Annotated in this window: 22 protein-coding genes and 3 tRNA genes; 12 read left to right on the forward strand and 13 right to left on the reverse strand. The window is 73.3% G+C overall.

Annotated elements, in window-relative coordinates; genetic code table 11:
- Entirely contained in the window at positions 1-2,100 is a 2,100-nt protein-coding gene (locus tag IG84_RS0112350; RefSeq protein ID WP_031054982.1) for a molybdopterin oxidoreductase family protein, read from the reverse strand.
- A gap of 219 nt (positions 2,101-2,319) precedes the next feature.
- Here IG84_RS0112350 and IG84_RS0112355 point away from each other — a divergent pair, with 219 nt between their 5' ends.
- The 6 genes from IG84_RS0112355 to IG84_RS0112380 all read left to right on the forward strand — a co-directional run bounded on the left by IG84_RS0112355 (position 2,320) and on the right by IG84_RS0112380 (position 9,767).
- Positions 2,320-3,147 (forward strand): sirohydrochlorin chelatase, encoded by an 828-nt coding sequence (locus IG84_RS0112355; RefSeq protein WP_342668423.1) that lies wholly within the window; start codon positions 2,320-2,322, stop codon positions 3,145-3,147.
- A complete protein-coding gene (locus IG84_RS0112360; protein ID WP_078648782.1) occupies positions 3,144-4,574 on the forward strand; it encodes a deoxyguanosinetriphosphate triphosphohydrolase in 1,431 nt (476 codons plus the stop codon). Before IG84_RS0112355 ends, IG84_RS0112360 begins: the two co-directional genes overlap by 4 nt.
- A 178-nt stretch (positions 4,575-4,752) precedes the next feature.
- The gene (locus IG84_RS0112365; RefSeq protein WP_031054991.1) at positions 4,753-6,018 is read left to right on the forward strand and encodes an NAD(P)/FAD-dependent oxidoreductase; all 1,266 of its coding nucleotides are present in this window, start codon (positions 4,753-4,755) and stop codon (positions 6,016-6,018) included.
- Positions 6,019-6,028: 10 nt separating this feature from the next.
- Positions 6,029-6,478, forward strand: a complete 450-nt coding sequence (locus tag IG84_RS0112370) for a GNAT family N-acetyltransferase (protein WP_037800088.1) — start codon at positions 6,029-6,031, stop codon at positions 6,476-6,478.
- A 44-nt stretch (positions 6,479-6,522) separates the two neighbouring features.
- Positions 6,523-8,427 (forward strand): DNA primase, encoded by a 1,905-nt coding sequence (gene dnaG, locus IG84_RS0112375; RefSeq protein ID WP_031054994.1) that lies wholly within the window; start codon positions 6,523-6,525, stop codon positions 8,425-8,427.
- A 128-nt stretch (positions 8,428-8,555) separates the two neighbouring features.
- A complete protein-coding gene (locus tag IG84_RS0112380) occupies positions 8,556-9,767 on the forward strand; it encodes an RNA polymerase sigma factor (RefSeq protein WP_031054997.1) in 1,212 nt (403 codons plus the stop codon).
- 38 nt (positions 9,768-9,805) lie between these two features.
- Here IG84_RS0112380 and IG84_RS0112385 read toward each other — a convergent pair whose 3' ends face one another.
- Both IG84_RS0112385 and IG84_RS0112390 read right to left on the reverse strand, forming a co-directional pair.
- Entirely contained in the window at positions 9,806-11,323 is a 1,518-nt protein-coding gene (locus IG84_RS0112385) for an FGGY family carbohydrate kinase (protein WP_078648783.1), read from the reverse strand.
- Positions 11,324-11,437: 114 nt separating this feature from the next.
- Complete coding sequence (locus IG84_RS0112390) at positions 11,438-11,737, reverse strand: hypothetical protein (RefSeq protein ID WP_030249277.1); 300 nt, start codon at positions 11,735-11,737, stop codon at positions 11,438-11,440.
- A 218-nt stretch (positions 11,738-11,955) separates the two neighbouring features.
- Here IG84_RS0112390 and IG84_RS0112395 point away from each other — a divergent pair.
- From IG84_RS0112395 to IG84_RS0112415, 6 genes are all read left to right on the forward strand, one after another.
- Positions 11,956-12,028, forward strand: a tRNA-Asn gene (locus IG84_RS0112395).
- A gap of 5 nt (positions 12,029-12,033) precedes the next feature.
- A tRNA-Asn gene (locus IG84_RS0112400) sits at positions 12,034-12,106 on the forward strand.
- Between the two features lie 288 nt (positions 12,107-12,394).
- Positions 12,395-12,471, forward strand: a tRNA-Ile gene (locus tag IG84_RS0112405).
- 701 nt (positions 12,472-13,172) lie between these two features.
- Positions 13,173-13,619: a hypothetical protein gene (locus IG84_RS37915; RefSeq protein WP_157848862.1), complete on the forward strand. Its 447-nt coding sequence runs from the start codon at positions 13,173-13,175 to the stop codon at positions 13,617-13,619.
- 321 nt (positions 13,620-13,940) lie between these two features.
- On the forward strand, positions 13,941-14,294 hold the full coding sequence (locus IG84_RS38865) for a hypothetical protein (protein ID WP_051861649.1): 354 nt from the start codon (positions 13,941-13,943) through the stop codon (positions 14,292-14,294).
- Positions 14,295-14,322: 28 nt separating this feature from the next.
- The gene (locus IG84_RS0112415; protein ID WP_157848863.1) at positions 14,323-14,754 is read left to right on the forward strand and encodes a 3-deoxy-7-phosphoheptulonate synthase; all 432 of its coding nucleotides are present in this window, start codon (positions 14,323-14,325) and stop codon (positions 14,752-14,754) included.
- 70 nt (positions 14,755-14,824) lie between these two features.
- On the opposite strand, the gene paaE is transcribed toward IG84_RS0112415, so the two are convergent.
- The 10 genes from paaE to paaN all read right to left on the reverse strand — a co-directional run bounded on the left by paaE (position 14,825) and on the right by paaN (position 24,572).
- Positions 14,825-15,940, reverse strand: coding sequence for a 1,2-phenylacetyl-CoA epoxidase subunit PaaE (gene paaE, locus IG84_RS0112420; protein WP_031055006.1), 1,116 nt, complete (start codon positions 15,938-15,940; stop codon positions 14,825-14,827).
- Complete coding sequence (paaD, locus tag IG84_RS0112425) at positions 15,940-16,488, reverse strand: 1,2-phenylacetyl-CoA epoxidase subunit PaaD (RefSeq protein ID WP_051861650.1); 549 nt, start codon at positions 16,486-16,488, stop codon at positions 15,940-15,942. The genes paaE and paaD overlap by 1 nt, the downstream gene beginning before the upstream one ends.
- 2 nt (positions 16,489-16,490) lie before the next feature.
- Positions 16,491-17,381, reverse strand: coding sequence for a 1,2-phenylacetyl-CoA epoxidase subunit PaaC (gene paaC / locus IG84_RS0112430; protein WP_245659324.1), 891 nt, complete (start codon positions 17,379-17,381; stop codon positions 16,491-16,493).
- 82 nt (positions 17,382-17,463) lie between these two features.
- Positions 17,464-17,781 (reverse strand): 1,2-phenylacetyl-CoA epoxidase subunit PaaB, encoded by a 318-nt coding sequence (gene paaB / locus IG84_RS0112435; protein WP_031055016.1) that lies wholly within the window; start codon positions 17,779-17,781, stop codon positions 17,464-17,466.
- Positions 17,778-18,797 carry a 1,2-phenylacetyl-CoA epoxidase subunit PaaA gene (paaA, locus tag IG84_RS0112440; protein WP_031055020.1) on the reverse strand — a complete coding sequence of 340 codons (1,020 nt, stop codon included), beginning with the start codon at positions 18,795-18,797 and terminating at the stop codon, positions 17,778-17,780. The genes paaB and paaA overlap by 4 nt, the downstream gene beginning before the upstream one ends.
- Before the next feature lie 155 nt (positions 18,798-18,952).
- Positions 18,953-19,837: an enoyl-CoA hydratase/isomerase family protein gene (locus IG84_RS0112445; protein WP_078648785.1), complete on the reverse strand. Its 885-nt coding sequence runs from the start codon at positions 19,835-19,837 to the stop codon at positions 18,953-18,955.
- Positions 19,828-20,661 (reverse strand): 3-hydroxyacyl-CoA dehydrogenase family protein, encoded by an 834-nt coding sequence (locus IG84_RS0112450; protein ID WP_031055024.1) that lies wholly within the window; start codon positions 20,659-20,661, stop codon positions 19,828-19,830. Before IG84_RS0112450 ends, IG84_RS0112445 begins: the two co-directional genes overlap by 10 nt.
- Before the next feature lie 47 nt (positions 20,662-20,708).
- A complete protein-coding gene (locus IG84_RS0112455; protein WP_051861651.1) occupies positions 20,709-21,578 on the reverse strand; it encodes an enoyl-CoA hydratase/isomerase family protein in 870 nt (289 codons plus the stop codon).
- Positions 21,575-22,813 (reverse strand): thiolase family protein, encoded by a 1,239-nt coding sequence (locus IG84_RS0112460; protein ID WP_031055028.1) that lies wholly within the window; start codon positions 22,811-22,813, stop codon positions 21,575-21,577. Before IG84_RS0112460 ends, IG84_RS0112455 begins: the two co-directional genes overlap by 4 nt.
- A gap of 1 nt (position 22,814) precedes the next feature.
- Entirely contained in the window at positions 22,815-24,572 is a 1,758-nt protein-coding gene (gene paaN, locus IG84_RS0112465) for a phenylacetic acid degradation protein PaaN (protein WP_078648786.1), read from the reverse strand.
- Between the last annotated feature and the right edge of the window lie 68 nt (positions 24,573-24,640).

Consider the following 24,640-nt stretch of genomic DNA (forward strand, 5'->3'; position numbering starts at 1 on the left):
CTAGTCGGCGACCTCGGCGGCCTCGGCGACCCGGGACAGCCGGACCGCGCAGACCTTGAACTCCGGCATCCGGGAGGTGGGGTCCAGGGCCGGGTTGGTGAGGGTGTTGGCGCGGCCCTCGCCCGGCCAGTGGAACGGCATGAAGACCGTGTCGGAGCGGATGGTGCCGGTCAGCCGGGCGGGGGCCACGGCCCGGCCGCGCCGGGACTCCACCGCGACCCGGTCGCCCTCGCCGATGCCGTACCGCTCCGCGAGCAGCGGGTGGATCTGCACGAACGGGCCGGGCGCCGCGGCGTTCAGCTCCGCCACGCGCCGGGTCTGCGCGCCCGACTGGTACTGCGACAGCACCCGCCCGGTGGTCAGCAGCACCGGGTACTCGGCGTCCGCCTCCTCCGCCGACGCGCGGTGCGAGACCGGTACGAAGCGGGCCCGGCCGTCCGGGGTGGCGAAGCGGTCCAGGAAGAGGCGAGGGGTTCCCGGGTGCGTCTCGTCGGGGCACGGCCAGAAGACGCCGTCCTCGGAGGCGATGCGCCGGTAGCTGATCCCGGAGTAGTCCGCCGCGCCGCCCTCCGAGGCGCGGCGCAGCTCCTCGAAGACCTCCTCCGGATCGGCGGGGAAGCCCTTCTCGTGGCCCAGCCGCGCCGCCAGCCCGTTCAGCACCGCCAGGTCCGTGCGGACACCGGGCGGCGGGTCCACGGCGCGGCGGCGCAGCAGTACGCGGCCCTCCAGGTTCGTCGTCGTACCGGTCTCCTCCGCCCACTGCGTCACCGGCAGCACCACGTCGGCCAGCGCGGCCGTCTCCGAGAGGACCACGTCCGCGACGGCCAGGAAGTCCAGCGACCGGATGCGCTCCTCCACGTGGGCGGCGCGCGGCGCGGAGACGACCGGGTTGGAGCCCATCAGGAGCAGCGCGCGCACATCGGTGCCGAGCGCGTCCAGCAGTTCGTACGCGCTGCGCCCTGGACCCGGCAGGCTGTCCGGGGAGACGCCCCAGACGGCCGCCACGTGCTCCCTGGCGGCCGGGTCGTCGAGCTTGCGGTAGCCGGGGAGCTGGTCGGCCTTCTGGCCGTGCTCGCGGCCGCCCTGGCCGTTGCCCTGGCCCGTCAGGCAGCCGTACCCGGACAGCTCCCGGCCGGCCCGGCCCGTGGCCAGGCACAGGTTGATCCACGCGCCGACCGTGTCGGTGCCCTTGGCCTGCTGTTCGGGGCCGCGCGCGGTGAGCACCATCGAGGAGTCGGCGTCGCAGAACATGGCGACGGCCTCGCGCAGTTCCGGCACCGGCACGCCCGTGATCCGCTCCACCAGCTCCGGCCAGTGGGCCATCGCGGCGGCCCGCGCCTCGGGCCAGCCGGTGGTGCGCTCCGCGATGAACGCCTCGTCCGTACGGCCCTGGGCGACGACGAGGTGCAGCAGGCCGAGGGCCAGTGCGAGGTCGGTGCCGGGGCGCGGGGCGAGGTGCAGGTCGGCCGCCTCGGCGGTTTTCGTGCGGCGCGGGTCGACGACGATCAGCTTGCCGCCGTTCTCGCGCAGCTCGGTCAGGTAGCGCAGCGCGGGCGGCATGGTCTCGGCGAGGTTGGAGCCCACCAGGATCACGCACCCCGTACGGGCCACGTCCGCCAGCGGGAACGGCATGCCGCGGTCGAGGCCGAACGCGCGCCCGTGTGCCGCGGCCGCCGAGGACATGCAGAACCGGCCGTTGTAGTCGATCTGGGAGGTGCCGAGCGCGACCCGCGCGAACTTGCCCAGCGCGTACGCCTTCTCATTGGTCAGGCCGCCGCCCCCGAAGACGCCCACCGCGTCGTCCCCGTATACGGACCGCGCGCTGTCCAGTCCTGCCGCGACCCGGTCCAGGGCCTCGTCCCAGGTGGCGGGCCGCAGCGTCCCACGGTCCCTGACCAGCGGTTCCGTCAGCCGTACCCGCTGGTCCAGTACCTCGGCGGCGGTACGGCCCTTGCCGCACAGCGCCCCGCGGTTCACGGGGAAGGCCGGGCGCTCGACCACCTGTACCCTTCCCTGCTCCGGGCGCAGCGACATTCCGCACTGCAGGGAGCAGTACGGACAGTGCGTGTCGACCGTGCCGGTCGTGACGTCGGCGTTCATACGGTCACGGTGCAACGCGCGCGTTTCCGCTGCCGCCCCCTGGTGTTACATGCCCGGCACGGGTCCCTCCCCGGAGCGCCGCGGAAACCGTGAGGGCGGAGAAACGACTCGTCACCCTCGCGCAACGCTCCGGCAACTCTCCGCTGCCAGGCTCTCTCCATGACGGCGTCGAACGCGCACCTTCCCGCAGCGGTTCCCTTCGACAGTACGGCGCAGCTCATGACAGAGATCACCACACAGCTCAGCACCCAGCTCAGCCGGGTCAGACTCCACAGCCGCCGCGCCGTGTCCGGCGGCGGCACGGGCAGTACCGCTCCACCGACGCTCGTCGCGGTCGCCCACGGAAGCCGTGATCCCCGCGCCCTGGAGACCGTCACCGCGCTGCTGGACCGGGTGCGCGCCCTGCGCCCCGGCCTCCCCGTGCGCCTGGGGCACATCGAACTGAACGAGCCGCTGCTGTCCGACACGCTGGCGGGGCTGGACGGCGACGCGGTCCTCGTGCCGCTGCTGCTGAGCCGCGGCTACCACACCAAGTCCGACATACCGGCGATGGCCGGCGCCGCGCCGCAGGTCAGCGCCCGTATCGCGGCGCCGCTCGGGCCGCACTCGCTGCTCGCCGAGGCACTGCACGAACGGCTGACGGAGGCCGGTACGCGGCCGGAGGCGCCCGGCACGGGGATAGTCCTGGCCGCGGCCGGCTCGCGGGACCCGGACTCGGCCACCGACACCGAACGCACCGCCCGGCTGCTCTCCGTACGGCTGGGCGGCGTGCCCGTCGTACCGGGCTACGCGGCGGGCGCGGGCGCCACCGTGGAGGAAGCCGCTGCGGCCCTGCGGACGCGCGGCCTGCGGCCCGTCCTCGCCTCGTACTTCACCGCGCCCGGCCGCTTCGCCACCGCCTCCGCCGCCGTCCTCGGGCCCGCCGCCGCGCCCCTCGGCGACCACCCCGCCCTCGCCCGTCTCGTCCTGCACCGTTACGACCAGTCGCTCCGCGCGCGTACCGCTTCCGACCGAGAGGGGGCCGGTGCGGCTACCGTCGCGGTATGACGGGTCCCAACTCACCAGAACCACGGGCAGGCCGCGCGGCGCACCGTGCCGGGCGGCCCGTGGGCACCTCGTACGACAACGATCTGTACAACGGTGACCGCTACGGCGCCGCGTACGACGAAGCCGACGCCGAGCGCTGGGTGTCCGAGCCGGACAAGCGCCCCGGCCGTACGGCGTTCCAGCGGGACCGCGCGCGGGTGCTGCACTCCGCCGCGCTGCGCAGACTGGCCGGCAAGACCCAGGTCGTCACGCCCGGCGTCGCCGCGTCCGGTACCGGCGTGCACGCCTGGGACGCGACCCCGCGCACCCGGCTCACGCACTCCCTGGAGTGCGCCCAGGTGGGGCGGGAGCTGGGCGCGGCGCTCGGCTGCGACCCGGACCTGGTCGAGACCGCGTGCCTGGCGCACGACCTGGGCCACCCGCCCTTCGGGCACAACGGCGAGGAGGCGCTGAACGAAGTCGCCGTGCCCTGCGGCGGCTTCGAGGGCAACGCGCAGTCCCTGCGGCTGCTGGCCCGGCTCGAACCGAAACGGTTCGTCACCGCCGACGACGGCCGCATCGTCAGCGTCGGCCTCAACCTCACGCGCGCCGCCCTGGACGCGGCGACCAAGTACCCCTGGGGGCGCGGCGGCCACCCCGAGGATCCGCGCTCGCGCAAGTTCGGGGTGTACGCGGACGACCTGCCCGTCTTCCGGTGGCTGCGGCAGGGCGCCCCCGAAGGCGCGCGCAGCTTCGAGGCACAGGTCATGGACTGGTCCGACGACGTGGCGTACTCGGTGCACGACGTGGAGGACGGGCTGCACGCCGGGCACCTGGACCCGGCCGTGCTGTACGCGGACCCCGAGCGCGCCGAAGTGTTCGCGGTGGCCGCCGACCGGTACGCGCCCGGCGCCGGCGACGCGGAGCTGGGAGCGGCCCTGGACCGGCTGCTGGAGCAGGAGTGGTGGCCGCACGGCTACGACGGCTCCGCGGTCGCCCAGGCCCGCCTGAAGGACGCCACCAGCCAGCTCATCGGCCGGTTCTGCCTCGCCGCGGAAACCGCCACCCGCGCCGCGTACGGCACCGGGCGGCTCACCCGCTACCGCGCCGATCTGGTCGTCCCCGAGGAGGTCCGCCTCGAATGCGCCGTACTGAAGGCGGTCGCCGACCGCTACGTGATGCAGCGCCCCGACCAGGAGGCGCTGCGGGCCGAACAGCGGGTGATCATCGCGGAGCTGGCCGAGGCGCTGCTCGCACGTGCCCCGGACGGCCTGGACCCGCAGTTCCGTTCGCTGTTCGACGGCGCCGGGGACGACACCGCCCGGATGCGCGCCGTCATCGACCAGATCGCGGCCCTCACGGACGCCTCGGCACGCACCCTGCACGCCCGCCTCACCCGCCCCTCGGGTCACACAGAACGGCGCCATCCGCCCGCGCGTGACAACTAAGGGTGACGTAGCAAGGGCCTACCCTCTTCCCCCATCACGCTCTGTGCGGGACGCTCGAACCTCCGCAGTGCGGATGGGCTCGAACGGGGTATGGCTTTTTCGAACGGGGGCGCAAACGGGGGCCGAACGGGGGGCGTTCAAGGCGCAGACGCACTGCGCCGCAGCGAGGAGGAAGCAAGTGGTCGACGCACACCAGACGTTCGTCATCGTCGGCGGTGGCCTGGCCGGGGCAAAGGCAGCCGAGACCCTCCGGGCGGAGGGGTTCAGCGGCCGGGTGATCCTCATCTGTGACGAGCGCGACCACCCCTACGAACGGCCGCCGCTCTCCAAGGACTTCCTGATCGGCAAGGCCGAGCGGGACAGCGTCTTCGTGCACGAGCCGGCGTGGTACGCGCGCAGCGACATCGAGCTGCACCTCGGCCAGCCCGCCGTGGCCCTGGACCCGGTCGCCCGTACGGTACGGCTCGGCGACGGCGCCCTCATCGCGTACGACAAGCTGCTGCTGGCCACCGGCGCCGAGCCGCGCCGCCTCGACATCCCCGGCACCGACCTGGCCGGCGTCCACCACCTGCGCCGCCTCGCGCACGCTGAACGGCTGCGCGGCGTGCTGGCCTCCCTCGGCCGGGACAACGGCCACCTCGTGATCGCCGGCGCCGGCTGGATCGGCCTGGAGGTCGCGGCCGCCGCCCGCTCCTACGGCGCCGAGGTCACCATCGTCGAGCCCTCGCCGACCCCGCTGCACGGCGTCCTCGGCCCCGAGATCGGCGGGCTCTTCACCGAGCTGCACCGCGAGCACGGCGTCCGCTTCCACTTCGGCGCGACGCTCACCGAGATCACCGGGCAGGGCGGCGTCGTCCTGGCCGCGCAGACCGACGACGGCGAGGAGCACCCGGCGCACGACGTGCTCGCCGCGATCGGCGCCGCGCCGCGCACCGCCCTCGCCGAGCAGGCCGGGCTGGCCCTCGCGGACCGCGCGCAGGGCGGCGGCATCGCCGTGGACGCCTCGCTGCGCACGTCCGACCCGCACATCTTCGCGGCCGGCGACGTGGCCGCTGCCGCGCACCCGGTCCTGGACACCCGGCTGCGCGTGGAGCACTGGGCCAACGCGCTCAACGGCGGCCCCGCGGCGGCCCGCGCCATGCTCGGCCAGGAGGTCAGCTACGACCGCATCCCGTACTTCTTCTCGGACCAGTACGACGTCGGCCTGGAGTACTCGGGTTACGCGCCGCCGGGCTCCTACGAGCAGGTCGTGCTCCGCGGCGACGTCGGCAAGCGCGAGTTCATCGCCTGCTGGCTGGACGCCGGCGGCCGGCTGCTGGCCGCGATGAACGTCAATGTGTGGGACGTCACCGAGCCGCTGCAGGCCATGATCCGCTCCGGGCGCCCCCTGGACGCGGAGGCGCTGGCCGATCCGGCGGTGCCGCTGGAGTCGTTCCTCGCGTAGCGTGCGCCCCATGGCGATCCGTACGACAACGGTCCCGCGGGCGGAGATCTTCGACCTGCGCAGGTCGGTGCTCCGCCCCGGGCTGCCCGCCGAGGCCGCGGTGTACCCGGAGGACGCGGACCCCGGCGTCTTCCACATGGCGGCGTACGACGGGGACGCCCTGGCGGCCTGCGCGACCTTCTTCCCCGACCCGGTGCCGGGCGAGGAGGCCGTCCCCGCGTACCGCTTCCGCGGGATGGCCAGCTCGCCCGAGGCACGCGGGCGGGGCTTCGGAGCCGCCGTGCTGCGCGCCGGCATCGAGGAGGCGGCCCGCCGCGGCGCCCAGCTTGTCTGGTGCAACGGCCGGGTCTCCGCGCGCGGCTTCTACGAGCGGATGGGCTTCACCACGGACGGTGAGACGTTCGAGATCGTGCCGAGTGGCGCGCATCACCGCTTCGTCTTCAAGATCGCCGCGGAGTGAGGCGCGGCCCCGGGACTGTCACTGGTGCCCCGTAGAATTCTCGCGTGGCAGGCAGGATCAACGATGACGACGTGCGGGCGGTCCGGGACGCGGTCCCGATCGATGCCGTCGTGTCCGAGTACCTCCAGCTCCGCAATGCCGGCGGCGGCAATCTGAAGGGCCTGTGCCCCTTCCACGACGAGAAGTCCCCCTCCTTCCACGTCAGCCCCGCCAAGGGGCTGTACCACTGCTTCGGCTGCCAGGAGGGCGGCGACACCGTCGACTTCATCATGAAGGTCGACCACCTCTCCTTCGCCGAGACCATCGAGCGCCTCGCCTCCCAGGCGGGCATCACGCTGCGGTACGAAGAGGGCGGGTACGCCCCCGGACGCCAGCAGGGCGAGCGCACCCGCCTCGTCGAGGCGCACAAGGTGGCCGCGCAGTTCTACATCGACCAGCTCGACAGCCCCGAGGCCGAGATCGGCCGGAAGTTCCTCGCCGAGCGCGGCTTCGACCAGGCCGCGGCCCAGCACTTCGGCGTGGGCTACAGCCCGGCGGGCTGGGACCACCTCACCCGCTTCCTGCGCGGCCGCGGCTTCACGGACAAGGAGCTGATCCTCTCCGGCCTCTCCCAGGACGGCCGCCGCGGCCCCATCGACCGCTTCCGCGGCCGCCTGATGTGGCCCATCCGCGACATCGCGGGCGAGGTCGTCGGCTTTGGAGCCCGCAAGCTCAGGGAGGACGACAACGGCCCGAAGTACCTCAACACCCCCGAGACCCCGATCTACCGCAAGTCGCATGTGCTGTACGGCATCGACCTCGCGAAGAAGGAGATCGCCAAGGGGAACCGCGCGGTGGTGGTCGAGGGCTACACCGACGTCATGGCCTGCCACCTCGCCGGCGTCCGCAGCGCCATCGCGACCTGCGGCACGTCCTTCGGCGAGGGCCACATCAAGATCCTCCGCCGACTGCTGATGGACAACAGCGGCTCCGAGGTCGTCTTCACCTTCGACGGCGACGCGGCGGGCCAGAAGGCGGCGCTGCGCGCCTTCGAGGACGACCAGAAGTTCGCCGCCGAGACCTCCATCGCGATCACGCCGGGCGGCATGGACCCCTGTGAGCTGCGCCTCGCCAAGGGGGACGAGGCCGTCGCCGACCTGGTGGAGTCCCGTACGCCGCTCTTCGAGTTCGCGCTGCGCCAGCTCGTCGCCCGGCACAATCTGGCCACCCCGGTCGGCCGCGCCGCCGCGCTGGACGAGGCGGCGCCCATCGTCGCCAACATCAAGAACAGCTCCATCCAGCACGAGACGGCCGTCCAGCTCGCCGGCCTGCTCGGCATCCTGGACACCCAGTTCGTCGTCCGCCGCGTCTCCCAGCTCGCCCGCTGGGCCCGCGAGCGCGGCAGGGACCCGAGGGAGGCCCAGGGCAGGCCGCAGCGGCGCGGCGCCGAGCCCGCGCAGCCCGCGGCCCCCGAAGGCCCCCGGGGCCCCGCACTGAACCTCCGCAGCCCGGCGCACCGCGTCGAGCGCGAGCTGCTCAAGCTCGCCCTGCAGCGCCCCGACCTGGTCGCCCCGACCTTCGACGCGTACGGCATCGACGAGTTCACCGCGCCGCCGTACGCCGTGGTCCGCCGCTGCATCGAGGAGGCCGGCGGCACGACCGCGGCGGACGCCGGCTTCCTCACCCGCGTCCGCGAGGCCGCGCCCGACGACACGGTCCGCTCGATGGTCACGGAGCTGGCCGTCGAGCCGCTGCACACCCGCCGCGACCCGGACGAGCTGTACGCGGGCGTGCAGCTCGTCGCCGTCCGGCTGGCCGCCGTCCGGCGGCGCTGCGGCGAGATCCACGGCGCGCTGCAGCGCCACGACCCGCGCACGGGCGGCGAGCAGTACACCGCCCTGCAGAACGAGCTCTGGGTGCTGGAGCAGTACGCCCAGGCCCTCCGCGAGCGCGGCTCCGCGGCCCTCTGAGGCACGCGCGGAGCTGCCCGCTGCGGGTGGCCGGACTGTCTGCGTAACCACCCGGTCACCCGCTGAAGGCAAAAAGTCGCCGCACGCCCCTCGTGGCGGGAGTGTGTCGTACTCCACACTGAGGAACGGTGCCCGAGTCCTCGAAGCGCGACGGATCCGGAGATACAGAGCCGGAGCCCGACGCCAACCCGCTTCTGATGTACGGGACGGACGGCGGCTCGGCCGCAGCCGTACCCGACCTTTGTGCCGCCTCAGCAGCGATCACCCTGGAGGTCGCCCCCGTGCAGACACGGAGCCTCGCCGACGTGCCGCCCGCCGCGGCCGCCACCGTGCCCCAGCAGGCCGAGCCGCCCGCCCCCGAGATGCTGTCCGAAGAGCCGGACCCGGCACCGGAGCCGCCGCCGGAGCGGGCCAGGCCCGAGGCAGGTGGCCCGTCCTCCGACCTCTTCCGGCAGTACCTCCGGGAGATCGGCCGCATCCCGCTGCTCAGCGCGGCCGAGGAGGTCGAGCTGGCCCGCCGCGTGGAAGCCGGCCTGTTCGCCGAGGCGAAGCTCGCAGGCACCCCCGACCTGGACTCCCAGCTCGCCCTCGACCTCGACAAGCTGGTGGTACTGGGCCGGATGGCCAAGCGCCGCCTGATCGAGGCCAACCTCCGCCTGGTCGTCTCGGTCGCCAAGCGGTACGTCGGCCGCGGCCTGACCATGCTCGACCTCGTCCAGGAGGGAAACCTCGGGCTGATCCGCGCGGTCGAGAAGTTCGACTACGCCCGCGGCTACAAGTTCTCCACGTACGCGACGTGGTGGATCCGCCAGGCCATGTCCCGCGCGCTCGCCGACCAGGCCCGCACGATCCGGGTCCCGGTGCACGTCGTCGAGCTGATCAACAGGGTCGTAAGGGTCCAGCGCCGGATGCTCCAGGAGCGCGGCTACGAACCGACGCCCCAGGAGGTCGCCGCCCAGCTCGAGCTGCCCGAGGAGCGGGTCAGCGAGGTGCTGCGGCTCGCCCAGGAGCCGGTCTCGCTGCACGCGCCGGTCGGCGAGGAGGACGACGTCGCGCTCGGCGACCTCATCGAGGACGGCGACGCCGCGTCCCCCGTGGAGTCCGCCGCCTTCCTGCTGCTGCGCGAGCACCTCGAAGCGGTGCTCTCCACCCTGGGGGAGCGCGAGCGCAAGGTCGTCCAGCTCCGCTACGGCCTGGCCGACGGCCGACCGCGCACGCTGGAGGAGATAGGGCGCATCTTCGGCGTCACCCGCGAGCGCATCCGCCAGATCGAGTCCAAGACCCTGAACAAGCTCCGCGACCACGCCTTCGCCGATCAGTTGCGCGGCTACCTCGACTGAGGGCCGGCCCGTGCCCTGGGGCGCCCCTCCCGCGGCCCTCAGCCCTCGACTGCCTCCTGGCCCGCCGCAGGGCTCCCCACAGGGCTCTCCGCGGGGCTTCCGGCCGCCTCGTGGCCGCCCGTCGCCTCCTCGAAGGCGCCCGGGTGCGTCTCCTCCCGTACCGACGTGTACTGCTGCCGCACCGCCTGCCCCACGGCCAGCTCCTCGCCCGGCTCGAAGACCTGGCAGGCCGCGGCCGGCCAGCGCGGCGGCTCCTGTGCCGTGTGCGTCCCGTGCGCGAGGCCCAGCGCCCACGCCGCCTGCCGGGCCGCGCCCACCGCCGCGTAGTCCGCCGGCTGCGGCACCACGACCTGCGCGCCCAGCAGCGCGGGCGCGGCGGCCTGGACGGCACCCAGCTCGGCCGCGGCACCCAGCAGGAACACTCTGCGCACCGGTACGCCCCGCCCGCGCAGCACGTCCAGCGCGTCCGCGAGGCCGCACAGCATGCCCTCGACGGCGGCGCGCGCCATGTGCTCGGGCTTCATGCTCTCCCGCCGCAGCCCGTGCAGCGAGCCCGCGGTGTGCGGCAGATGAGGCGTCCGCTCGCCCTCCAGGTAGGGCAGCATCACCATCCCGTACGAGCCCGGCGTCGACTTCAGCGCCAGGTCCGACAGGCCCTCCAGATCCGTCCCCAGCGCCTCGGCCATGCCGCGCAGCACCCGTACGGCGTTGCTGGTGTGGACGACCGGCAGATGCATGCCGGTGGCGTCGGCGAAGGAGGTGATCGTGCCGGTCGAGTCCGCCAGCGCCTCGTGGTGGATGCCGAAGACCGACCCGGAGGCGCCCAGCGACACCACGGCGTCCCCGGTCCCCACGCCCAGCCCGAAGGCGGCGGCCATCGTCTCGCCCGTACCGGCGGAGATCAGCAGCCCCTCCGGCGTCACCCCGGCCGCGTCGGCCGGGCCCAGCACCTCGGGGAGCCGCACCTGGTGCCCGAGCGCCAGCTCGACCAGGTCCGGGCGGTACGCGCCGCTCGCCGCCGACCAGAAGCCGGTGCCCGAGGCGCCGCCGCGGTCCGTCGTGCGCCGCGCGGGCCGCCCCAGGAGCTGCCAGACCAGCCAGTCGTGCGGCTGCATGATCTCGGCGACGCGGGCGGCGTGCTCGGGCTCCGCGCGCGCCAGCCAGCGCAACTTCGCCACCGGCTGCGCGGCGTGCGGCACGGAACCCACGCCCTGCGCCCACGCCGAGCGCCCCCCGAGCGCGTCGATCAGGTCGGCCGCCGCGCTCTGCGCCCGCTTGTCGTTGCCCATGAGGGCCGGGCGGACCAGCGCGCCATCGGAGTCCAGCGGGAGCAGGCCGTGCTGCTGCGCCGAGACGCCGATCGCCTGTACGCCCTCCAGGAGCCCGCCGGCGGCCGCCTCACCGAGTGACATCAGCCACGTCTGCGGATCGACATCGGGCCCCTTCCCGTCGGGATGCGGGGCGTACCCCTGCCTGACGACGGCACCCGTTTCGGTGTCGCAGACGACGATGCGTGTGCTTGCGGACGAGCTGTCCAACCCGGCGACTATCCCCATAGGACCTGATGATGCCGCATGCGGGGACCACTGCGGAAAGCCGGACTCCCCGGACCGCACGGCGGCGGCCCGGGGAGAGCGGCGGTCCCGGCCGGCCGCGGCCGGCCCGGCACGCTAGGTGTTGCTGGTGCCCCAGTCGTCCTCTGTGCCGGAACGCTGCTCGCGCAGCGAACGGACGCGGTCCGAAACGGAGTTCGGGATCTTGTCGCCAACCTTGGCCGAAACCGCGTCGTACGCCTTGTTCGCGGCCTGCCGGCCGGTCTGCGCGGCGGACTCGGCGGTGTTGCGGACGGCGGGGTTCTGCGCGACCCGCTGCGCGCTCTTGCGCAGTTGTTCGTACCGCTCCCGCCCGGCCCGGGTGCCGAGCACGTATCCGATGGCCAGTCCCGCGATGAACGTGAGCCGGTAGCGCATCGCTCCACCTCTCTGTCTGTCGGTGCCGCTCCCGGGCGCTTCCCGGCGACGCGGCGAGCCGCTGCTGTACTGCTCTCACCGGTACCCGGGGCCCGGGTGATCACCCGTGGGCATACCGATTGGCAAAGCACCCCCCTGCTTGCGCTAATGTATGTGTCGCAGCGAGCGCACGCCGTCCGGAAGCCCGGACCGGAGTGCATTCGAGGCACACAGAGCAATCCCCTGTAGCTCAATTGGCAGAGCAGCCGGCTGTTAACCGGCAGGTTACTGGTTCGAGTCCAGTCGGGGGAGCGCAGTCCCCTGTAGCTCAATTGGCAGAGCATTCGGCTGTTAACCGGAGGGTTACTGGTTCGAGTCCAGTCGGGGGAGCAGAGGAAGAGGACCCCGCGAGGGGTCCTTTTTCGTGCCCGGCTCCGTGCCCGGCCCGTGCCCGGCGCGGTCGGCGGCGGACCGCCGGGACCTCGCTGCGAATCGAACACCCGGACCACTCCAAAGAGTGATGCTCTGGGTGGAACCGAACGGTGGGTGATCGCAGTCTTCACGATCGCGCGCAGCCGGCCGCTCCGCGCTCGACGCCCACCCTCACGGGCAGCAGATCGTATGAGCGGCTATGCTGCGGCAGACGGCGCGCACAAATGTGCGCGGCGCGCCGTTACGGGGGCGGTAGCTCAGCCGGTTAGAGCAGCGGACTCATAATCCGTCGGCCGTGGGTTCGAGTCCCACCCGCCCCACCACCGCGCGCTGAGCAGAAACGATCTGGCCAGCGGGCGCAGCACATCGAAGGGCCGCCACGCATGCCGCGTGGCGGCCCTCGTCGTTGCCGGGGTGGGGGTCCGGGGTCTGTGGCGGGGGCGGTCGGGCTCGGACGTGTGTCCGAGGCCGGGGGGGCGGTGGTCCAGGGGTCCGGTGGTCCGAGGGTCCCGGTGGTCCAGGGGCGTCCGCCCGACTGGAATTCATGATTCCGAACCCGTATTCCGTATCCGTTCGCCGAGGTGGCAGGACCGGCCTACGGCTCATGAATTCTTCTCTACGGGCAAGCGTCTGACCGAGCCCTGGGGTGTGCCCCGGGGAAGACGGATTTTTGGATGGCCGCCCACTGTTTCCGTCTTCCTTACCACTGCGCTGTGCGCGCGGACGTGAATTCTAGGGACTCCCGCCTGCACGCTGACCGCTGGGCGGCTTCTGGAACGCCCAGTCGTTCCTGGAATTCTTCTTTTCGTGGATGTACGTGGTCTGGGGAGAGGGTACCGCTATGTCTTCACTTGAGGTTGAAAGCAGCACGTTCGATGCCGTGGTCGTCGGCAACGGCGCGCTCGGTTCGTCGCTCACCCTCGTTCTTGCCCGGCTCTGACTCCGCGTCGTACTCGTGGAGGAGCCACACCGGCCAGCCGCCGCTTCGGCCGCTGCGGGGGCGATGCCCGGCTGCTTCAGCGAGGTGACCACGACCCTGCTCAAGAGCGAGCACGGGCGCACCACGCTGGACACGGACGTCAGGGCGACCAAGCTCTCGGACGGCTGGCCGACGCGGCTGTACGAAGAGGTCGGCGGCGACGAGATCCGCAGCGCCAACGGCGCGATCGTCATGTTGAACACCGTCGGAATTCCGCAGATCGACGACGACAACTACGCGGCCATGCGCACCGTGATGGACGAGTACGGTGAGAAGTACGCGGATATTTCGCCGTCGGATATTGCTTGGCTGGATCCGGAGCCGGGGTCGCGTCCGCAGCTCGCGATGGTCATTACCAATGAACGCGCGGTGAATTCCCACGCGCTGCTGGGTCGGCTGCAGTCGGCCTTCACTGAAGCCGGCGGTACGGTCGTGCCCGAAAACGTCAGCGGGCTGTTGAAGAATAGGAAAGAGCCGCCGGCGTCACGCTGAAATCCGGTAGCGAGCTGGAGGCGGGCAACGTCGTACTGCCCGCCGGGGCGGCCACTCAGCACCTCCTGGATACCGCCCCGAGCGACCAACATCATCTCCACCACGCCGCGCACCACACCGCTCCTCAGCGATGTGCTGTTCCTGCTGGGCTGTGCCACCCACCAGGCGTGACGGGGTGCTGGCGCGGCCCGCGCCGGCGGCTGGCCCTGCGCTCGTGCTCCCCGGCGAGCGCGCCCGGCTCCGGGAGCACCTGTCCGCCGCCGCACGCGGGGAGCGCTGCTGATCCAGGCCGTCGACCGGGCGTGGTCAGGTGGCCTGCCCGTGGCCGCGCGCCTCGGGAGCCTGCTGTCGGCGCTGTCGCAGGCCGTCACCGTGCTGTCGTACGCCGCCGGAGTCCCCGTCGTACGGCTGCTGCACAGCGACGCCGCTGACGAGGAGCCGGCCGCCACGCTGAACCCGGCGCGAGCGCTGACGCGTGCCGGGCGGCCGGGCGTGCGGGAGGCCCATGCGGCGAACCAGCGGTTCGTGGCGAGCTCGCCGCGGCGCGACCACTACGCGCCGCTGATCCGGAGATCGACGCGGCGCTGTGCTTCATCCGCGCGCCCACGGTGTCCGCAGGTACCCGGCCCCGATGACGGAACTTCGCCGGCCGTACGCATGCCGCCGGGCATCTGACCTGGCTGGACGCCCGGACGGGCGGCCCGTGACGACAGCGTCGTGGCGCGGTGGCGCGGGCCGGGGGCCAGGTGGGGCGCTGGGATCGGACACCACCAGCGACGTCCTGTCGGCGCTGGTGGACCGCCTGGACCCGCAGTGGTCCGCGGGCCGGCTCACTTTCCTGACCCGGCTCGGCGCCGACGCCGTGCACGACGTACTACCCGTTCTGCTGGGCAAGGTCGCCGCGTCCGGTGCCCTGGGCGTCTGGGCCTGCGACCCCTGGCAAGGCGACGCCGTGCACGCGCCGGACGGCGGGCCGCGCCGGGACCTCGACGCGGTGCTGGCGGAGGCCAGGGCGTTCGCCGAGGTGCACCGTGCGTCGGGTACGTACGCCGGGCCCCACCTCGAACCCGGCAGTGGACCGGCCGCGCGTCTGGACCTGGCCCTCCAGCTCGCCGAGTACTACCGGTCGCCGTGAGCGCCCGTGATCGCCTGTGCCGCCGACGACGGCGGGGCCAGCGTCTGTGCCGCCGCCGACGGCCGGGCCGTCAGCTGTCGAAGTCGACCGTCAAAGTGTCGGAGGCCGGGAAGGTCTGGCAGGTGAGGACGTAGCCCGCCTCGACCTCGGAGGTCTCCAGGGCGAAGTTGCGGCGCATGTCGGCCTCGCCGTCGCGGATCAGCGCGCGGCAGGTGCCGCAGACGCCGCCCTTGCAGGCGAACGGGACGTCCGGGCGAGACTGCTGGGCGCCGTCCAGTATGGCGCGGTCGCGGGGGAGCGGCTGGGTCGTCGTCCGGCCGTCGAGGGTGATCGTGACCTCGCTGACCGGGCCGTCGGCCGCGGCCTCTTCGTGCCGCGCCTCGCGCACCGGCTCGTCGTCGGCGTAGAACAGTTCCTGGTGGACGCGGTCCTCGGGCACGCCGAGGCCGGCCAGTACCTGCTGCGCGTCGCGGACCATGCCGTGCGGGCCGCACAGCCACCAGTGGTCGGCGTCCGCCACGTCGACCAGCGAGTCGATGAGCGCGGACAGCCGGTCGGCGTCCAGGCGCCCGGAGAGCAGTTCGGCCTCGCGCGGCTCCCGGGAGAGGACGTGGCCGAGCTGGAAGCGGGTGGGGTAACGATCCTTCAGGTCGGCCAGCTCGTCCGCGAACATCACTGTCGCCGTGCGGCGGTTGCCGTAGAAGAGCGTGACGCGTGAGCTGTCGTCGGCCGCCAGCACGGATGCGGCGATGGACAGCATCGGCGTGATTCCGGAGCCGGCCGCGATCAGGACGTGGTGGCCGGGGACGGTGAGGTCGGGGGTGAAGAAGCCGGTGGGCGCCATCACCTCGACGGTCTCTCCAGGGCGTACGTCGTTGACCAGCCAGGACGAGAACAGGCCGCCGGGCACGACGCGGACGCCGATGCGCGGGGTGTCACCGACGGGGGCGCAGATGCTGTACGAGCGGCGCTCGTCGCGGCCCTCGATCTCCCGGCGGAGGGTGAGCGACTGGCCGGGCGCGAACGCGAACTCCTCGGCCAGCTCCTCCGGTACCTCGAAGCTGACGGCGGCGGAGTCGTCGGTCAGCGGCTCGACCGCGGCGACGCGGAGGGAGTGGAACGCCGGACGCCGGCGGGCCGGGGCCGCCGCCGGGGCGGGCGAGGCGGGCGCGGTGGGGGCGGTCATCAGATCTCCTTGACGTGCTCGTACGGTTCCCGGCAGCTGCGGCAGCGGCGCAGCGCCCGGCAGGAGGTGGCGCCGAAGCGGGAGAGCTCCTCGGTGTCGGCGGAGCCGCAGCGCGGGCAGGGCACGGCCCGGCGGGTCGGCGACAGGTCCAGCAGGACCGGGCCTCCGGTGCGGCGCGGGGCGGGCCCCGGCGGCGCGATGCCGTGCTCGGCGAGCTTGCGGCGGCCCTCCTCGGAGATCCAGTCCGTCGTCCACGGCGGGTCCAGCACCGTTTCGATACGGACGTCCGCATACCCGGCGGTGCGCAGCCGGGCCGCGAGCGTGGCCCGCATCTCGGCCATGGCCGGGCAGCCCGAGTAGGTCGGGGTCATGGTGGCCGTGACCGAGCCGTCCGGCGCCACCTCGACGCCGCGCAGGACGCCCAGCTCGGCGAGGGTGACCATGGGCAGCTCGGGGTCGACGACCTCGGAGGCGATCCGCCGGGCGCGGGTCGCGGCGGTCTCCGGCGCGGCGCCGTCGTCGTGGAGAACGTGCAGGGTCGCGGCCATCGTCACCACGCGGCTTCCGGGTGGGCGCGGGCGAGGCCCTGCAGTTCGTCGAGGAGCGGCGCCAGGTGCTCCGTGCGGTCGCCGGCCCGGCCCGTGCCCGGCACGGCCGTGACCTGCGCGGGAGTCGTCAGCCTGGCGGCCTCGGCGACCTGCGCGAGCACCGCGCGGGTGGCTTCGGCGACCTCCTCGGCGGGCGCACCGAAGCCCTCGGCGGTCCGGTCCGCGTACAGCTCCTCCAGCCAGGGGGCGAGCTCCGTCCAGGCGGCCTGCATCCGGCGGTGCGACTCCGCCGTCCCGTCACCGAGCCGGACGACCCACTCCGCCGCGTACTGCCGGTGGTACGTCAGCTCCTTGACGCCCTTCGCGGCCACCGCCGCCAGCACCGGGTCGGCGCAGCCGGCCAGCCGCTCGAACAGGGCCAGCCGCCACGCGGACTGCGCCAGCAGCCGCCCGACGCAGCACGCGAAGTCACCGCGGGGCAGCTCCGCCAGGCGTACGTTGCGGAAGTCCGCGGCGTCGCGGAAGTAGGCGTACGCGTCCTCGCCGCGGCCCGTGCCGTCGGCCTGCCCGGCGCGGGCGTACAGCAGCCGGGCCTGGCCGAGCAGGTCGAGGCCGATGTTGGCGAGTGCCATCTCCTCCTCCAGCTCGGGGGCGCGGGTGCACCACTCGGCCAGCCGCTGCGCGGCGATCAGCGCGTCGTCCCCGAGGGCCACGCAGACCTCGGCCAGCGCGGCCGCGTCCACGCCCTCGGGCAGCGCCGTCGGCACGCCGTGCAGCGGGTCGGCGAAGCCCGTGCCGAAGGCCCAGCGGGCATCGCCCTCGTCGCCGTCGGCCAGCGAGAGGTACACGTGATCGTCGGCCGCTTCGCGGGCTTCACTCATGTCGGCTGCCATGTCCTAGCTGCTCCTGGTCCTGTTCCTGCTGGTCCTGCTGGTCCTGCTGCTCCTGGTCGGATCCTGATCGCGGGCCGGCGGGCTAGATGTGCGGGATGTCCGCGGGGATGTCGTAGAAGGTCGGGTGGCGGTAGACCTTGTCGCCGCTGGGCTCGAAGAACGGGTCCTTTTCGTCCGGTGTGGACGCGACGATCTGGTCGCTGCGCACGGCCCAGAGGGAGACGCCTTCGTTGCGCCGGGTGTAGAGGTCGCGGGCGTGCGTGAGCGCCATCCGGTCATCGGCGGCGCGGAGCGACCCGACGTGCACGTGATTCAGGCCGCGCTTGCTGCGTACGAAGATCTCGTACAGCGGCCACTGGGCCTTGGGGTGGCCAGACGCCTGGCCCTGGGTCTCGCTCATGCCGCGTGCTCCTTCTCTTCGCCGCGGGCCCGCTCGGCCGTCCGGCGGGCCTGCTTGGCGGCATGGGCCGCCGCTGCTTCGCGCACCCAGGCGCCTTCCTCGTGGGCCGTGCGGCGCCGGGCCATCCGCTCGGCATTGCACGGCCCGTCGCCCTTGATGACCCGCATCAGCTCGGAGAAGTCGGGGGTGCCGAAGTCGTGGTGGCCGCGCTCCTCGTTCCACTTCAGCTCGGGGTCGGGGAGGGTGACTCCGAGCTTCTCGGCCTGCGGGACGGTCATGTCGACGAACTTCTGCCGCAGCTCGTCGTTGGAGTGGCGCTTGATGCGCCAGGCCATCGACTGCGCGGAGTTCGGCGAGTCGTCGTCCGGCGGGCCGAACATCATCAGGGACGGCCACCACCAGCGGTCCACCGCGTCCTGCACCATGTCGCGCTGCGCCTGCGTGCCCGCCATCATCGTCCGCAGCAGCTCATAGCCCTGCCGCTGATGGAACGACTCCTCCTTGCAGACCCGCACCATGGCCCGCGCGTACGGGCCGTACGAACTGCGGCACAGCGGGACCTGGTTGCAGATCGCGGCGCCGTCCACGAACCAGCCGATCACGCCGACGTCGGCGAAGGTCGGGGTGGGGTAGTTGAAGATCGAGGAGTACTTCTGCCGGCCCTCGATCAGCCGGTCGGTCAGATCGTCGCGGTCCGCGCCCAGGGTCTCGGCCGCGGAGTACAGATACAGGCCGTGGCCGGCCTCGTCCTGGACCTTCGCGAAGAGGATCGCCTTGCGGCGCAGCGAGGGGGCACGGGTGATCCACGCGCCCTCCGGCTGCATGCCGATGATCTCGGAGTGGGCGTGCTGGGCGATCTGCCGGATCAGCGTCCTGCGGTACCCCTCCGGCATCCAGTCCCGCGGCTCGACGCGCTGGTCACGGGCGATCGTGCGGTCGAAGTGCGCCTGGAGTGCGGGCTCCTGGGGCGGCGCCGCCGCGGTGTCGCCCGGTGACGAGGATGCAGAGCTTGGCATGTCCATCCTTCCCAACCGACCGTTCGTTCGGTTACTCAGTCTCGTGTATTCCGGCGTCCATGGCAAGAGGCGGCCGGGAATCTTTCGGGGGGCGCTTCCCGAGGGCGGTGCGCTTTCGGGACGGTCTTCGGGGCAGCCCCGCGCTTGTCCCTCGCTCAGCGGCCTTCGAAGACGGGGCGGCCGCGGTCGAGGAAGGACCGGACGGCCGCTCGGTGGTCATGGGTGGCGCCCAGAGCGGCCTGCGCGGCCGCCTCACGGTCCAGTACGTCGGCCGGGGCGGCGCCGGGCGCCTCCCGCAGCAGCCGCTTGACCTGGGCGTACGCCAGGGTGGGGCCCTGGGCGAGGCGGCCGGCCAGCGCCCGGCCCTCGGCGGCGGCCGTGCCGTCGGGGACCACGCGGTGCGCCAGCCCCCAGTCCAGCGCCTCGTCGCTGCCGAAACGGTCACCCAGCAGGAACAGCCCGGCCGCCCGGGACGGCCCGACGGCCTCGGCCAGCGACGCGCTCAGCCCCGTGTCGGCGGCCAGTCCGATGCCGGTGAAGGCCGTGGCGAACCGGGCCCCGGCAGCCACCACGCGCACGTCGGCACAGAGCGCGAGCCCCAGCCCCGCGCCCACGCACGCGCCCTCGACGGCCACCACGACCGGCTGGGGCAGCGCGCGCAGCGCCAGCACGAGCGGGTTGTACTCCTCGGTGACGGTGGCGAACGCCGAGGCCGGGCGCTCCTCCAGCGCCCGAGCGTGCTCCTTGAGGTCCTGACCCACGCAGAACGCCTTGCCCCGGCCGGTGAGCAGCACCGCCCGTACGGCGTCGCCCTCGGCCGCGACCCGGCGGACCGCGGCCAGCAGGCCCTGCTTCATGGTCACGTCCAGGGCGTTGCCCGCCTCCGGACGGTCGAGCTCGATTTCGGCCACGCCGTCGTTGAGGCGGTAGAGAACGCCGTGGCCGGGGCGGCCGGGGTTACTGGGGTACGTCTCGCCGCGGCCGGTCGTCTCGCTGTGGCCGGCGGTCTCGCCGGGCGTCTCCGAAGGGGTCACTCCCATGTGTAGAACCCCTGCCCCGTCTTCCGGCCCAGCTCGCCGCGGGCGACCTTCTCGCGGAGCAGCGCGGGCGGCGCGAACCGTTCGCCCAGCGTGACCTGCAAGTACTCCGCTATCGCGAGGCGGACGTCCAGGCCGACCAGGTCGGTCAGCTTCAGCGGGCCCATGGGGTGCTTGTATCCGAGGCTCATCGCGGCGTCGATCGCCGCGGGCTCCGCCACGCCCTCCTCGACCATCCGCACCGCCTCCAGGCCGAGCGCCAGCCCCAGCCGGCTGCTGGCGAAGCCGGGGGAGTCCTTGACCACGACATCGGTCTTGCCGAGCGCATGCGTCCAGGCCAGCGCCGACTCCAGCGTGGCGTCCGCGGTCTCCGGGGCGACGACCAGCTCGATCAGCGCCGAAGCCGGTACGGGGTTGAAGAAGTGCATACCGAGGAAGCGGGCGGGGCGTCGGAGCGCGGCACCGAGCTCGGTGACCGACAGGGAGCTGGTGTTCGTCGCCAGCACGGTGTCGTCAGCGACCGCCTGCTCGGCCGCGGCCAGCAGCTTCGCCTTGAGCGCGGCGTCCTCCGGCACGGCCTCGACGACCAGCGCGAGATCGCTGGGCAGCTCCTCGGGGGACGCGACCGTGGTCACCCGGGCCAGCACCGACTCCGCCGGCTCGGCGAGCCTGCCGCGCTCGGCGGCGCGTGTGAGCCCGGTCGCCACCCGGTCCAGCGCGGCAGCCGCGGCCTCGGCGCCGCTCTCGACGACCGTGACCCGTGATCCGGCCGCCGCGAACGACTGGGCTATGCCGGCGCCCATCCGCCCGCCCCCGATGACGGCCATGGCCGCCGGCACGGTGGCGCTCACCGCTACCCCCTCCACTTCCGCACTCACGACCGCTCCTCCTTCTTCACCAGACCGCTCTTCTCCGGGCCCCTCTCCTTCGGGCCCCTCTTTTCCACGCGCCGCTTTTCCAAGAAGTGCGTCATACGGTCGCGCTTGTCCTGCCCCTCGAAGAGCACCGCCTGCGCGAGGTCGTCGGCGACCGGATGCGCGCCGGGCGCGTCCACCACGAGCTTGGTCAGCCGCAGCGCCGTCGCCGAGGAACGCGCCATGCGGTCCAGTACGGCGTGCGCCCGGTCCAGCAGCTCGTCGGCCGGGACGACCTCCATGACCAGGCCCGCGGCGAGCGCCGCCGGCGCGTCCAAGTTCCGCCCGGCGAGCAGTACTTGCTTGGCGACCGACTCGCCGACCAGCTCCGGCAGCCGCCAGGACGCGCCGGCCGCGGCGAGGATGCCCAGCCCCGGCTCCGGGTTCCCGAACACCGCGTCCGGCCCGGCGATCCGGAGGTCGCAGGCGTAACTCAGCTCCGCGCCGCCGCCCAGCGCCCAGCCGTCCACCGCGGCCAGCGTCGGCATCGGCAGCCGCCGCACCCGCTCGAACAGCCGGCTGTTGATGCCGCGCAGCGCGTCGTCCCGGCCGCGGCGCAGCAGCTCGGCGATGTCCGCGCCGCCCGCGAAGACGCCGCCGTGCCCGGTGAGCAGCAGCAGCCGCGGGTCGCGCTCCAGCAGGTCGCAGACGGCGTGCAGCTCGGAGATCATCAGGCCGCTGAGGGCGTTGCGCGCCTCGGGCCGGTACAGGGTCACCACGACCCGGTCGTCCCGCTCCTCGACGCGCAGCGTCTCGTACGGCCCGTCCGCCGCAGCACGGCTGACGTCGGCTGCCTGGTGGCCCGGAGTTGTCGCCGTCGTCTCGCTCATATCCGCTCCACCAGCATCGCGACGCCCTGTCCCACGCCGACGCACAGCGTGGCCAGGCCCTTGCGGGCGTCCTCGCGCTCCATGCGGCCCAGCAGTGTCAGCAGGATGCGGGCGCCGGAGCAGCCGAGGGGGTGGCCGAGCGCGATCGCGCCGCCATCGGCGTTGACCTTGTCCTCGTCCAGGCCGAGCCGCCGGGTGACGGCCAGCGACTGGGCGGCGAAGGCTTCGTTCAGCTCGATCGCGCCCAGGTCGGAGATCTTCCAGTCCGCACGGGCCAGCGCCTTCTCCGTGGCCGGCACCGGGCCCAGGCCCATGAGGTTCGGCTGGAGGCCCGCCGAGGCGGAGGTGACGATGCGGGCCCGGGGCGTCAGGCCGTACCGCCGCACCGCCTCGGCGCTCGCCACCAGCAGCGCGGCCGCACCGTCGGAGAGCGGCGAGGAGGAACCGGCGGTCACGACGCCGTCCTCGCGGAAGATCGTCCGCAGCGTGCCGAGCTTGTCGAGAGTCGTGCCGGGGCGCGGGCCCTCGTCGCGGGTCACCTCGTCGTCCGCGCCGTGCCGGCCGCCCTTGACCGGTACCGGAACGATCTCCCGGTCGAAGTGGCCGGCCTCCTGCGCGGCGACCGCCCGCTGGTGGCTGCGGAGCGCGAACGCGTCGGACTCGGCCCGCGTGATGCCGTCGAGCGCCGCGACCTCCTCTGCGGTCTCGCCCATGGAGAGCGTCGTCTTGGCTGTCTCGGGACCGGAACCGGCCACCTCGCGGTCGGCGGCCGTGAACGCCGGGTTGGTGAACCGCCAGCCCAGCGACGTGTCGTGCACCTCGCCCGGCTTCGCCCAGGGGGTGCCGGGCTTGGCCATCACCCAGGGCGCGCGGGTCATCGACTCCACGCCGCCCGCCACCACCAGGTCCGCCTCGCCCGCCCTGATGGCCTGCGCGGCCGAGGCGACGGCGGTCAGGCCGGACGCGCACAGGCGGTTGACGGTGTACCCGGGGACGGTGTGCGGCAGGCCGGCCAGCAGCACGGCCATCCGCGCCACGTCGCGGTTGTCCTCGCCGGCCTGGTTGGCCGCGCCGAGTATGACCTCGTCGACCGCCTCGGCCGGGGCGCCCGCGCGGCGCACCGCCTCGCCGACCACCAGGGCGGCCAGATCGTCGGGGCGTACAGAGGCCAGCGCGCCGCCGTACCGGCCCTGCGGCGTACGGGCGCCGTCGACCAGATAGACCTCGTCGGACACGTCAGCTCTCCTCGGTGGCGGTGGCCGTTTCGGGGGCCACGTGGCGGCGGGACTGGAGCACGTCGAACCGGCCGGTGATGAAGGCCGAGTCGGTGAGCGTGGCGGACGCCGCCGGGTTCGCCGCGCTGCCGTGGAAGTCGCTGAACGCGGCGGTCTGGTTGGGGAAGACCGCGCCGGTGAGGTTCTCGGAGAGGTGGACGCCGGCTTCGAGGGCGGCGGCGCGGGCTGCCTCCAGGACGTCCTCGCCGGTGGCGTGCATGGTGGCGGTGAGCGCGCCGTGCGCCCGGACCGTCTCGGTGAAGAGCCGCAGGCTGTGCTCCGTGGAGTCGGTGGCGATCACGAAGGAGACCGGGCCGAACCACTCGCGGGTGTACGTCCCCGCGTCGGCGGCCGCGTCCAGCAGCGCGACGTGCGGCGTGCTCAGCGTGGCGCCGTCGTACTCGGGATGGTCGACCGTCTGCGAGGGATGCACGGCCTGGCCCAGGCCCGCCGCCTCGGACAGGCGTGCGCGCACCCCGTCGTTGACGAGCGCGCCGAGCGTGCCCGCCGCCCGCTCCGGGTCGCCCAGCAGCTTGTCCAGCGCTGCCGCCAGGTCCTCGGCGAACTCCGCGGCGGTACGGGTGCCCTGGTCCGTACGGATGCCGTCGCGGGGCACCAGCAGGTTCTGCGGGGTGGTGCACATCTGGCCGCTGTACAGGGAGAGGGCGAAGGCGAGGTTGCGCAGCAGGCCCTTGTAGTCGTCGGTGGAGTCCAGCACGACGGTGTTCAGCCCGGCCTTCTCCGTGTAGACGACGGCCTGGCGGGCGTGCTCCTCCAGCCAGTTGCCGAATTCCTTGGAGCCGGTGAAGTCCACGACCCGGACGTCCGGGTGGAGCGCCAGCTCGGCGGCGGTGCGCTGGTCGGCGGTCTCGGCGGCGAGGAGGACCACGTCCGGGTCGAAGCCGGCCTCGGCCAGCACCTCGCGGGCGATCCGGACCGTGATCGCCAGCGGGAGCACGGCGCCCGCGTGCGGCTTGACGATCACGGGATTGCCCGTGACCAGGCCGGCGAAGAGGCCCGGATAGCCGTTCCACGTCGGGAACGTGTTGCACGCGATGAGCAGGTTCACCCCTCGTCCCACGGGGGTGAAGGTCTTCTCCATGACCAGCGGCTCGCCCTTGCGCTGCGGCTTCGTCCAGCGCGTGACCGCGGGCAGCTTCTTCTGCTCGGCCCAGGCGTACGCTACCGCCTCCAGGCCGCGGTCCTGCGCGTGCGGCCCGCCCGCCTGGAACGCCATCACGAAGGGCTGGCCCGTCGTGTGGTGCACGGCGTGCGCGATCTCGAAACTCGCGGCATTCAGCCGGGACAGGATCTCGGCGGCGACGCCCGCGCGGACATCCGGGGTGGCCGCGCGCCAGGCAGACGCCGCCGCCTTCGCCGCGGCCACCGCCTCTTCGGGCGTGACCTGCGGATAGTCGACATCCAGCGGCAGGCCGTACGGAGAACGCTCGCCGACGGCGACCGTGCCGCTCTGCGGATGTCCGGGGAGCTTGAAGGCGGAGCCCAGGTGGGCGCGGAAGGTGGCCTCGCCGGCGGGCGCCGCCTCCGGGCCGTACACCTTGGGGCTCGGCGACTCGGGGTGCGGCGACCAGTGGTCCCGGTCGCCGGCCGCGGCGACGGCGCGCTCCAGCAGGTCCTTGTGGCGGTGGAAGAAGTCGGTTCGATCAGTGGCGCGACCGGGGGATCGGTCGGTGGCTCGGTCAGTGACGCTCTCGGACAAGGCAGTCCACCTCTTGACAGGCACTTCAGATGCTGATTGTTTAACCGCGTCGTAACGCTAACCGAATG

It is taken from the genome of Streptomyces ochraceiscleroticus, from assembly GCF_000720485.1.
GTDB lineage: Bacteria > Actinomycetota > Actinomycetes > Streptomycetales > Streptomycetaceae > Streptomyces > Streptomyces ochraceiscleroticus.

Bases quoted from the DNA above. Each gene is read 5' to 3' on its own strand.
- IG84_RS0112350 (WP_031054982.1), bottom strand. From the start codon at position 2,100: ATGAACGCCGACGTCACGACCGGCACGGTCGACACGCACTGTCCGTAC.
- IG84_RS0112355 (WP_342668423.1), top strand. From the start codon at position 2,320: ATGACAGAGATCACCACACAGCTCAGCACCCAGCTCAGCCGGGTCAGA.
- IG84_RS0112360 (WP_078648782.1), top strand. From the start codon at position 3,144: ATGACGGGTCCCAACTCACCAGAACCACGGGCAGGCCGCGCGGCGCAC.
- IG84_RS0112370 (WP_037800088.1), top strand. From the start codon at position 6,029: ATGGCGATCCGTACGACAACGGTCCCGCGGGCGGAGATCTTCGACCTG.
- IG84_RS0112385 (WP_078648783.1), bottom strand. From the start codon at position 11,323: ATGGGGATAGTCGCCGGGTTGGACAGCTCGTCCGCAAGCACACGCATC.
- IG84_RS0112390 (WP_030249277.1), bottom strand. From the start codon at position 11,737: ATGCGCTACCGGCTCACGTTCATCGCGGGACTGGCCATCGGATACGTG.
- paaE (WP_031055006.1), bottom strand. From the start codon at position 15,940: ATGACCGCCCCCACCGCGCCCGCCTCGCCCGCCCCGGCGGCGGCCCCG.
- paaD (WP_051861650.1), bottom strand. From the start codon at position 16,488: ATGGCCGCGACCCTGCACGTTCTCCACGACGACGGCGCCGCGCCGGAG.
- paaC (WP_245659324.1), bottom strand. From the start codon at position 17,381: ATGGCAGCCGACATGAGTGAAGCCCGCGAAGCGGCCGACGATCACGTG.
- paaB (WP_031055016.1), bottom strand. From the start codon at position 17,781: ATGAGCGAGACCCAGGGCCAGGCGTCTGGCCACCCCAAGGCCCAGTGG.
- paaA (WP_031055020.1), bottom strand. From the start codon at position 18,797: ATGCCAAGCTCTGCATCCTCGTCACCGGGCGACACCGCGGCGGCGCCG.
- IG84_RS0112445 (WP_078648785.1), bottom strand. From the start codon at position 19,837: ATGGGAGTGACCCCTTCGGAGACGCCCGGCGAGACCGCCGGCCACAGC.
- IG84_RS0112450 (WP_031055024.1), bottom strand. From the start codon at position 20,661: ATGGCCGTCATCGGGGGCGGGCGGATGGGCGCCGGCATAGCCCAGTCG.
- IG84_RS0112455 (WP_051861651.1), bottom strand. From the start codon at position 21,578: ATGAGCGAGACGACGGCGACAACTCCGGGCCACCAGGCAGCCGACGTC.